Source organism: Pseudomonas emilianonis, from assembly GCF_023072625.1.
GTDB lineage: Bacteria > Pseudomonadota > Gammaproteobacteria > Pseudomonadales > Pseudomonadaceae > Aquipseudomonas > Aquipseudomonas paraveronii.
Window position 1 is genome coordinate 1 of the sequence record NZ_JAKNRV010000199.1, and the last position, 9,457, is coordinate 9,457.

Consider the following 9,457-nt stretch of genomic DNA (forward strand, 5'->3'; position numbering starts at 1 on the left):
CGCCACGTGGCAAACCCCGCTGTTCAGCCCGGATCGCAGCCCTGATCGCGCGGTCGGCAACACCCAGGCCAGCAGCCTGGCCAACCTGACCCTCAGCGGCATCCTGATCACCGGCAACCTGCAAATGGTGATGCTCAAGCAAGCCGACGGTCGCCCGCTGACGGTGCGCCTGGGCCAGGTGCTGCCCAACGGCTGGCGCCTGGAACACCTCACGCCGCAATCCGCCCGTTTTACCCTGGACGGTCGCACGCAAACCTTGAGCCTGTACGCCAAGCGTTTGCCGCCGCCGTCGACCCGGCCACCGATTTCCCTTCCTCGCGAGCCCCTCCCTTGATCGATATGCGCACCTCGTTGTTTTGCCTGGCTACTGCCGTCTCCCTGGGAGGCTGTGGCTCGCTGCCCGAGCGTCTCGACGCAGACGACGCTTTACTCCACGAAGCCATGCAAGGCACCGGCGCGCAACGCCCGCCGAGTGAGACACCGGCGGTGGACAGCCCGCCGCCCGCAGCGAAGGCCCCGGCCCAACGCCAGTTGATACGTGGCAACCAGCAATTCGTGCGCCCACCCAGCGCCAGCCCACGTGAGGAAGAGCAGGGCGGCGGCGATATCGTGTTCAACTTCGCCGACCAGCCTATCGAAGCGGTGATCAACAGCGTGATGGGCGACCTGCTGCACGAGAACTACAGCATCGCCCAAGGGGTGAAAGGCAACGTCAGCTTTTCCACGTCTAAACCGGTGGACAAACAGCAGGCGCTGTCGATCCTCGAAACCCTGCTGTCCTGGACCGACAACGCGATGATCAAGCAGGGCAAGCGCTACGTGATCCTGCCGGCCAACCAGGCGGTGGCGGGCAAGCTGGTCCCGCAAATGAACGTGGCTCAACCGTCCAGCGGCCTGTCGGCGCGGCTGTTCCCGTTGCGTTATATCTCCGCCACCGAGATGCAGAAACTGCTCAAGCCGTTCGCCCGGGAAAACGCCTTTCTGCTGGTGGATCCGGCGCGCAACGTCCTGAGTTTGGCCGGCACACCGGAAGAATTGGCCAACTACCAGGCCACCATCGACACCTTCGATGTGGACTGGCTCAAGGGCATGTCGGTGGGCGTATTCGGCTTGCAACGCGCGTCGGTGGCCGAGCTGATGCCCGAGCTGCAAGCCATGTTCGGCCCGGACAGCGGCATGCCACTGGCCGGCATGCTGCGCTTTCTGCCGATCGAGCGGACCAATTCGGTGGTGGCGATTTCTTCCCAGCCGCAGTACCTCAGCGAGGTAGGCGACTGGATTCGCACCATCGACGAAGGTGGCGGTAATGAGCCGCAGATGTATGTGTACGACGTGCGCAACATGAAGGCCTCGGACCTGGCCAAATACCTGCGGCAGATCTACGGCAACGGCGCGATCAAGGACGATACGCCGGCTAAGGTCGCACCAGGGTTGCGCACCACTACGTTGTCATCGCTCAACAACAATGCCGGTGGCCAGCCGAACACTCCGCCGCCGGCTGAAGAACCTGAGCAAAGCGCCGAAGCGCCCGAACCCGCAGCGGATAAAAGCCTCGAAGCCGGCACCCGCATCACCGCGCAAAAAAGCAGTAACCAACTGCTGGTGCGCACCCGCCCCGCGCAATGGAAAGAGATCGAAGCCGCGATCAAACGCCTCGACAACCCGCCGCTGCAAGTGCAGATCGAGACGCGCATCCTCGAAGTCAAACTCACCGGTGAACTGGACCTTGGCGTGCAGTGGTACCTCGGCCGCCTGGCGGGCAATTCCTCCAGCACCACCGTCGCCAACGAGTCCGGCAGCCAGGGCGCGCTGGGCGGTGGCGGGGCAGGGCTGGGGGCGTCGGATTCGTTGTTCTATTCCTTCGTCAGCTCCAACTTGCAAGTGGCCTTGCACGCGCTGGAGACCAACGGCCGCACGCAGGTGCTGTCGGCACCGTCGCTGGTGGTGATGAACAACCAGCCGGCGCAGATCCAGGTCGGGGACAACATCCCCATCAGCCAGACCACGGTGAATACCGGCGACGCCGACACCACCCTGAGCAGCGTCGAATACGTGCAGACCGGGGTGATTCTGGATGTGGTGCCGCGCATCAACCCGGGCGGCCTGGTGTACATGGACATCCAGCAGCAGGTCAGCGATGCCGAGAGCCAGAGCGGCAGCAGTGACACGCCGGTAAATCCGCGTATCTCAACGCGCTCGGTCTCGACTCAAGTGGCGGTGCAAAGTGGGCAGACCGTATTGCTCGGCGGGTTGATCAAGCAAGACAACGCCGAGAGCGTCAGTGCCGTGCCGTACCTGGGCAAAATCCCCGGCCTGCGCTGGCTGTTCGGCAACACCAGCAAATCCAAGGACCGCACTGAGCTGATTGTGCTGATTACGCCGAGGGTGATCACCAGCAGCAGCCAGGCGCGGCAGGTGACGGATGATTATCGTCAGCAGATGCAGTTGCTGAAGCCGGCAAACTAAAGGACTGCGGTAAAAAAAATGTGTGCAGGCTTGCTCGCGATAGGGTGGCGTTCGGGGCCAGGTGATCGGAAGTCGGCTGTGTCGGCAACCGCGCGGGTTACCACCATTTCCAGCGGCCTTGTTTTTTCAGGGTGGCGATGATGGCTTCGCGCTTGTGGCGGATTTCTACCATCTTTAGACGCATTTCTCGTTGGCGCTTGCTGTTCAGGCACAGCAGTCCAAGTAACGGGCTCAGCAGGGCAAAGGTAAATAGGGCGTGATCTGGGCTATAGATGGTTGTCGGAACTACAAGCAGCAAATAAATCATGAACACGCCAACCTGAAGCCAAACCCACTGAGGATAACCGTGGAGGACAATGCTCTGTGCGACGCCAAATACCACGCATGCCATGCCGCCTCCGAGAAAAAATACCCCATCGCTAACCCCATCAGATGCGTCAGAGAAGTAAGTAAGGTTCATTAGCGTGCTGGCAGTGGCAATCGAAAAGCACAGGGCTAAAACTCCGCCAAACAACGCCAGTCTGTAGTGCGCCAAAAGTGGGCGAGGATCTACGATGTAAAAGGACTCTCTGTGGTTTTTCATTCGCTGAACTCCTGGTAAATACCGATGGCCAGCGTCTTCGTATTTCCGGACATCGCGCTGCTGGTGAGGCCCAGCGCTGCTGCAAAAGTATCCCTGCGATGGATGGCGGTGATTGGTTTTATCTGTGCCGCTGGAATGCGTTTGGGGACATTGCCTGCGGCCTGCTTGAGCTTGAGGAGCTTCGGTGTCAGTCGTGGGTCTTGCATTCTCAACAGTTCATCCGTCAATTTTGCCCGCTCCTGCCGGCTCAGCCCACGAAGTACCTCTCGAAGTGGTTTGCCTGTTGCTCGCTTGGACAGGTTGATAACTTTCACTGTCGTTACGGCAGAAGTGGTCACCCCAAGTAAGGAAACAGCGTCCAGAGCCGCCATCATTCCTTCGTACCAAGCGCTACTGTCCAGATGGTCATTTCTCTGAGGGTCCCAAACTTCGTTTACGGTTCGATAGACTCCTGCTGCGCACTGGAACGAGCCCGCCACTGCTGCGGTTGTGCCGATGAAAGAGATGACAACGCTTGCGCCAGCAGTAAAGGGCATCATGGCTATCCCGCTGTATATAACACGCCAACTCAACAGCGCCCCCGCACACGTCACTGCCGTACTCATCGCCTCCGCCATCAACCTCGACTCTCGCGGCTCATGTTCCAGCATCCGCTTGAATTCCACCGGCCCCACATACCGGGGCGCTTCACGCAGCACCACGGTAATCGGCCGCACACTGCAAATCGCCTGGAACTCACGCAGTGTCACCACGTTGAACGCTTCGTCGATGTACACCACCCCCGCGCCGATCAGCGCCGGGTCGGCGTCGATGGCGAAGAACAACCGCCGCAGGTTGAGGCTGCCTTCGAGACGTTGGCGCGTGTTGAGATGGGCTGAGAGATATCTATCCTTGAACTGGGAGATCGTCATTCCTTAACTCCTGATTGGCGAGAGTCGAGAGAGTAAAGATGGCGTCGCGCGGATGAATGTCGGAAGTTTCGTTTTTTCAAGAAAGGCACTTCCCAATCCCGCCCTGGCGTCTTGTGAGCGGCGTATCGATTCAGGAACAGTGCGCCCCACGTCGCTACCGACGCATAACAGGACAGGGAGCTCACATGGCCGTCGATATGTTTTTGAAACTGGGCGATATCAAGGGTGAATCACGGGACCAGGCCCATCGGGATGAGATTGATGTCACCGAGTGGACGTGGGGGTTGTCGCAGACGGGGTCGATGCATTCCGGCACCGGTGGCGGCGCGGGCAAGGCCGACTTTGCCAACCTGAACCTGAAAAAGCCGCTGGATAAATCCAGCCCCAACCTGATGATGGCCTGCACGACCGGCAAGCATTATCCCGAAGCACGATTGGTGGTGCGCAAGGCGGGCGGTTCCAGCCCGGTGGAGTATCTGGTGATCACCCTGAAGGAGGTCATGGTGGTGTCCTACGGCACCGGTGCTGAAAGTCAGGATGAGGTGCTCTACGACAGCATCGCCTTGAACTTCGCCAGCGTCGACGTCAGCTACCAGCCGCAGAAGGCCGACGGCGCCAAGGACGGCGGGCCAGTGAAGTTCGGCTGGAATATCCGGCAGAACGTCAAAGCGTGAAGCTGCACCTTGTGCCCGGATAGCGCGTCTTTGCGCATCCGGGCGCCAGTCTTCGTCCCTTCACTATTCCTGCAGCAGCACTACCCGCTGCTTCATTCCCATAAGGCACGACCGCCTTGCGCCGGGCCTCACCGATGTTGTGTCCGGCCCGGACGAAATCCCCCCCGCGAATCAAGGCCGCCATACCGGCGACAGCTGTTCATCAAGGCTCCAATGGGATTGACCGGGCCTCAGGCAAACACCGCCAACCCAGCGTTCATGGCTGGCGTGGTCCAGCCAATAAGCATCGCCGCTCAGCACGGTGTGCCCCAACGCCGTCAACGCCAGCACCCGCCGAGGCCATTCAAGATGAGTCTCGGTTTCCGTCAACAAAGGCTGCTCGCCGTCGATCAACGGCCGCAGCAGTGCATGAAACATCATGTCTCCCAGGAACGGCAGCGGTTCGCGCTTGCCCATCAACTCGGCAAACACGCGCCCGAACGCTACCGGCCCTGCTTCGGCGATGTAGGCCAGGGACAGGCGTTCGGTCAGTGACAACCCATCCCTCGCACCTGGCAATTCCTGCAACTGGCGTCGCAAGGCGGGTGCCAGCAAGGGTAGGGCGGGATGCGTACCTTGGGCCAGTGCCGCCACCTCAAGCGGAGAACTGGCGCAGTAGGCTGACCATGCCTTACGGGCCAACTGCACCGCGTCGTCATCGATCAAGCGCCGCTGCGGCCATAACCACGCCAGTACATCAGGGGCCAATTGGCCAATGCCGATAAAGCGTTCTACCCCTGGGATGCGCTCCACCTCGATCAGCTCCAGCTTGCGCGGCGCCTGGTCAAGACCGGCCAGGGCGCGGATCAGGAACAGTTGGTCATACGCATCCGCCTCGCACCACAGCACGCTGTGTTCGGCGCTGGCCAAGGTTTCCAGTTGGTTGTATTCATCGGCGACACGGCGTGCGACATCCGCTTCGCCCAGGCCAAAAGCCTGGCTGATGAATGCGCTGCGCATGGCGCGGAATTCGTCGCGGGGCAGGTCGCGAACCGGGCCCATGCACAGCGGGTCGCTGAGCATCTGGAAGCGCCCCTTGAACCCCGCCAATTGCAGGCTATGGGCAATGTCGTTGCCACAGCGCCAATGGGTGGTGCGGGCTTCGTCGCTGGCGGCGAAGTCGGGATGGCGGGCGGCGAAGTCGATGGCGTCGACATGGGCCTTGAGCTGGGGCCAACTGCTGAAACCCAGTTGTTTGGCGATCTGCCATTGAGCCTGGGACAAGGTGGCGTCGGGGTTTTCGCTTTTCAGGCGTGTCAACAGTTCCTTGGCGCGCTTGCGCTGCTGCTCAAGGTTGAGACGGCCATCAGTGGTCGAGGATACGCGGCGTTGCGACATACGAGCTCCTTGCACACACCTTTTCCGCTTTAAGGTTGGGAGTCGTAGAAACGAGGGAGTGCTTCACTGTCTTGGGCGCAGCCCTTTCCGCGGAAGGTGGCGTAGAGGGCGCCAGACGGCAAATATAGGCAGGGCAGGGGCTGATTGCAAGGCGCCCGCCACGGGGCCGGTCGCCATCGTTTGAACTTTTGCTATGAAACGCCCGCTCGCCTGCTTCACCATTGCGCCTGACCGAACCATGAGGAACACGCGTCCATGAGCGCACTGATCGAGACCCGCGCCCTTGCGCGCCGGGATGAGCGTCGCCAGGTGGCCTTGCTCCAGCCCACTGACTTCGCCCTGCACCGCAGCGATCGCGTATCGATCACCGGCGCGTCCGGTTCCGGCAAAAGCGTGTTCCTGCGGGCACTGGCGTTGCTGGACGCGCCCACATCGGGGCAGGTCCTGTGGAATAGCCGGCCGATCGCTGACACAGACATTCCCGAGTACCGCAGCCGCATCTGCTACCTGTCCCAACGCCCGGCGCTGATCGACGGCACGGTGCAAGACAATCTGCGTTTCCCCTTCAGCCTCAAGACCCTGCGTAAACGCCATTTCGAGCTGGCGACCGTCACTGCGCTGCTGCAGCACGCCGGCAAGTCGCCCGACTTCCTGGCAAAAAACGCCAGCGACCTGTCGGGCGGCGAGTCTCAGGTAGTGGCGTTGATCCGCACGCTGCAGCTCAACCCCGACGTGCTGTTGCTGGACGAACCCACCGCCGCCCTCGACCCCGCGTCCTCGCACGATGTCGAAGCGCTGATCGACGCCTGGTTCGCCGACGACCCCACCCGCGCGTATGTCTGGGTGTCGCATGACCTGGAACAGGCCCAACGCATGAGTGACATCCACCTGCACATGCGCGCCGGTGTGCTGAGCGGAGCCACACCACCATGAACTACCAAAACCTGACCGCGCTGGACATGGCCATCGCCGCCTCGCTGATCCTGATCAACGGCGCGCTGTCGCTGGCGTTGCGCCTGGGCCTGGAGCGCCAGTTGCTGTGGGCCGCCGTGCGTACCGTGGTGCAACTGCTGGCGATCGGTTACCTGCTGGGCTGGGTGTTCGCGTTCGCCTATTGGTACGTGGTGGTGCCGCTGATGTGCGCGATGACCCTGATTGCCGGCCTGTCGGCGGCGGGGCGCGGGCGGCGGACGTACCGTGGGCAACGGATCGACAGCATCGTGTCGGTGTGGGGCAGTTCGTGGCTGGTCACGGCGGTGGGCTTGTTTGCGGTAATTCGCATCCACCCGTGGTACGAGCCGCAGTATGCGATCCCGATCCTCGGCATGATCCTCGGCAACACCCTGACCGGCGTGTCCTTGGGCATAGAGCGCATGACCCAGGAACTGACTTCGGGCCGCAACACCATCGAGATGATCCTGGCCCTCGGCGGCTCACGCTGGGAAGCGGCGCAGGAAGCGATCCGCCAGGCGGTGCGCGCCGGGATGATCCCGACGCTGAACCAGATGACCGTGGTCGGCATCGTCAGCCTGCCCGGCATGATGACCGGCCAGGTGCTGGCGGGGGAGAGCCCGGTGGACGCGGTGCGGTACCAGATCGTGATCATGTTTTTGATCGCCGCTTCGTCGGCGTTGGGCACGGTCGGCGCGGTGCTGCTCACCTACCGGCGCCTGTTTTCCAAGAGTCATCGGTTTTTGCGCGATCGGCTGCAAGAGCGCTGAAGGTCAGGCGACGAGCCGTCGATGATTGTTTCATCGGCTGAAATGCTCGATTGTAAATCCTGGTGATTCCATCGATTGAGGCGGCGGCGGAACATGCCTGGCGTCAAGACCCCCACTTTTTTGGAGCTTTTCATGTCCCAGTCTGCGATCAAACTCTATGGTTTTCCCCTGTCCGGCCATTCCCATCGGGTCGAGCTGATGTTGTCGCTGTTGGGCCTGCCCAGTGAGTTCATCCTGGTAGACCTCAAGCAAGGCGCGCACAAGGCCGCTGAATTCGTCGACACCATCAACCCGTTCGGCCAGGTGCCGGCGATCGATGACAACGGCACCGTACTCGCCGATTCCAACGCGATTCTGGTGTACCTGGCGAGCAAGTACGGCAACGGGCAATGGCTGCCGAGCGACCCGCTGGGCCAGGCGCGTGTGCAACGCTGGCTCTCGGCCGCCGCCGGTCAGTTGCACGCTGGACCGGCGACCGCGCGGCTGGCGGTGGTGTTTGGCGCGGATGTCGATACCGTCACCGCCATCAGCCGCTCCCACGCCTTGCTGCAATTGGTTGAACAGCAACTGGGTCGAAGCCGCTTCCTGGCTGGCGAGCAGCCGAGCATTGCCGACATCGCCTTCTATACCTACGTGGCCCACGCGCCGGAAGGCAATGTGTCGCTGGCCGACTACCCTCAAGTGCGCGCGTGGCTGGCCAGTATCGAAGCGTTGCCGGGGTTTGTCGGCATGCCCCGCACGGCGGCGGGCCTGCAATCAAGTTGATTGACGACGCTGTGGCGAGGGAGCTTGCTCCCGTTGGGGCGCGAAGCGGCCCTGAAACCTGGTGCAGCTATTGTCTGGAGAGGCTCGATGATCTTCTTGGGGCTGCTGCGCAGCCCAGCGGGAGCAAGCTCCCTCGCCACAAGTGGATGATGTTCAGCCAATGAGAAGGGACGCCGATGGACCGATTTCATGAAATGCAGGTGTTCCTCGCGGTGGCCGAGGAGGAGGGCTTCGCCGCCGCCGCGCGCCGCCTGAAAACCTCGCCGCCCAGCGTGACCCGGGCGATTGCCGCGATGGAACAGCGCATCGGCACCCAACTGCTGGCGCGCACCACCCGCAGCCTGCACCTGACAGAAGCCGGCCAGCGCTACCTGGAAGATTGTCGACGCATCCTCGCCGAGCTGGACGAAGCCGAGGAAGCGGCGGCGGGCAGTTATTCCATCCCCTGCGGGCAACTGAGCGTGACCGCCCCGGTGCTGTTTGGCGAGCTGTATGTGGCGCCGTTGCTGGGGGCGTATCTCGATCGTTTTCCCCTGGTGAACATCAACGCCTTGCTGGTCGATCGCGTGGTGAACATGACCGACGAAGGTGTCGACGTGGCCGTGCGCATCGGTCATCTGCAGGAACCGGGGCAACAGGCGATTCAGGTCGGTGAAGTGCGGCGGGTGGTGTGCGCATCGCCCGGCTATCTCGATCAGCACGGGCGGCCGCAACGTCCCGAGCAGTTGCGTGAAGCCAAGATCGCCACGTCGTCGGCCAGCCAATTGATCAGCGAGTGGCAATTCGTCGACGGCGACCGGCTGCTGACGGTGCCCATCGCGCCGCGCCTGGTGGTCACGGCAAACAACGCCGCGATCAACCTGGCGCGCATCGGCTGGGGCATGACGAGGGTGCTGTCCTATCAGGTGGCGGCGGCGGTGGCGGCCGGTGAGCTGGAGATTGTCCTCGACGCGTTGTTTG

The 9,457-nt window shown here is 62.2% G+C and carries 9 protein-coding genes and 1 pseudogene; 7 read left to right on the forward strand and 3 right to left on the reverse strand.

Annotation, left to right across the window (positions count from 1 at the left end):
- Window positions 1–334 (forward strand): annotated as a pseudogene (locus L9Z73_RS18825) (hypothetical protein); the annotation flags it as partial.
- Between the two features lie 5 nt (window positions 335–339).
- Entirely contained in the window at window positions 340–2,466 is a 2,127-nt protein-coding gene (gspD, locus tag L9Z73_RS18830; protein ID WP_247403953.1) for a type II secretion system secretin GspD, read from the forward strand.
- A 97-nt stretch (window positions 2,467–2,563) separates the two neighbouring features.
- On the opposite strand, the gene L9Z73_RS18835 is transcribed toward gspD, so the two are convergent.
- Together L9Z73_RS18835 and L9Z73_RS18840 are read right to left on the reverse strand one after the other, a co-directional pair.
- Window positions 2,564–3,049, reverse strand: coding sequence for a hypothetical protein (locus L9Z73_RS18835; RefSeq protein ID WP_247403936.1), 486 nt, complete (start codon window positions 3,047–3,049; stop codon window positions 2,564–2,566).
- Window positions 3,046–3,960 (reverse strand): NAD synthetase, encoded by a 915-nt coding sequence (locus tag L9Z73_RS18840; RefSeq protein WP_247403939.1) that lies wholly within the window; start codon window positions 3,958–3,960, stop codon window positions 3,046–3,048. Before L9Z73_RS18840 ends, L9Z73_RS18835 begins: the two co-directional genes overlap by 4 nt.
- Before the next feature lie 185 nt (window positions 3,961–4,145).
- On the opposite strand from L9Z73_RS18840, the gene L9Z73_RS18845 reads away from it, so the two are divergent.
- Window positions 4,146–4,634 (forward strand): Hcp family type VI secretion system effector, encoded by a 489-nt coding sequence (locus tag L9Z73_RS18845; protein WP_247403941.1) that lies wholly within the window; start codon window positions 4,146–4,148, stop codon window positions 4,632–4,634.
- 171 nt (window positions 4,635–4,805) lie between these two features.
- On the opposite strand, the gene L9Z73_RS18850 is transcribed toward L9Z73_RS18845, so the two are convergent.
- Window positions 4,806–6,011 carry a DUF1835 domain-containing protein gene (locus L9Z73_RS18850; protein ID WP_247403943.1) on the reverse strand — a complete coding sequence of 402 codons (1,206 nt, stop codon included), beginning with the start codon at window positions 6,009–6,011 and terminating at the stop codon, window positions 4,806–4,808.
- Between the two features lie 255 nt (window positions 6,012–6,266).
- On the opposite strand from L9Z73_RS18850, the gene L9Z73_RS18855 reads away from it, so the two are divergent.
- The 4 genes from L9Z73_RS18855 to L9Z73_RS18870 all read left to right on the forward strand — a co-directional run.
- A complete protein-coding gene (locus L9Z73_RS18855) occupies window positions 6,267–6,944 on the forward strand; it encodes an ABC transporter ATP-binding protein (RefSeq protein WP_247403945.1) in 678 nt (225 codons plus the stop codon).
- Window positions 6,941–7,732 (forward strand): ABC transporter permease, encoded by a 792-nt coding sequence (locus L9Z73_RS18860; RefSeq protein WP_247403947.1) that lies wholly within the window; start codon window positions 6,941–6,943, stop codon window positions 7,730–7,732. Before L9Z73_RS18855 ends, L9Z73_RS18860 begins: the two co-directional genes overlap by 4 nt.
- Window positions 7,733–7,864: 132 nt before the next feature.
- Window positions 7,865–8,497: a glutathione S-transferase family protein gene (locus L9Z73_RS18865; protein WP_247403949.1), complete on the forward strand. Its 633-nt coding sequence runs from the start codon at window positions 7,865–7,867 to the stop codon at window positions 8,495–8,497.
- Between the two features lie 176 nt (window positions 8,498–8,673).
- Window positions 8,674–9,457 (forward strand): LysR family transcriptional regulator (locus tag L9Z73_RS18870; RefSeq protein WP_247403951.1); only part of this gene is annotated, 784 nt, incomplete at its 3' end.

Excerpts from the sequence above, each read along its gene's own strand:
- L9Z73_RS18835 (WP_247403936.1), bottom strand. The coding sequence starts at position 3,049 with ATGAAAAACCACAGAGAGTCCTTTTACATCGTAGATCCTCGCCCACTT.
- L9Z73_RS18855 (WP_247403945.1), top strand. The coding sequence starts at position 6,267 with ATGAGCGCACTGATCGAGACCCGCGCCCTTGCGCGCCGGGATGAGCGT.
- gspD (WP_247403953.1), top strand. The coding sequence starts at position 340 with ATGCGCACCTCGTTGTTTTGCCTGGCTACTGCCGTCTCCCTGGGAGGC.
- L9Z73_RS18860 (WP_247403947.1), top strand. The coding sequence starts at position 6,941 with ATGAACTACCAAAACCTGACCGCGCTGGACATGGCCATCGCCGCCTCG.
- L9Z73_RS18865 (WP_247403949.1), top strand. The coding sequence starts at position 7,865 with ATGTCCCAGTCTGCGATCAAACTCTATGGTTTTCCCCTGTCCGGCCAT.
- L9Z73_RS18840 (WP_247403939.1), bottom strand. The coding sequence starts at position 3,960 with ATGACGATCTCCCAGTTCAAGGATAGATATCTCTCAGCCCATCTCAAC.
- L9Z73_RS18850 (WP_247403943.1), bottom strand. The coding sequence starts at position 6,011 with ATGTCGCAACGCCGCGTATCCTCGACCACTGATGGCCGTCTCAACCTT.
- L9Z73_RS18845 (WP_247403941.1), top strand. The coding sequence starts at position 4,146 with ATGGCCGTCGATATGTTTTTGAAACTGGGCGATATCAAGGGTGAATCA.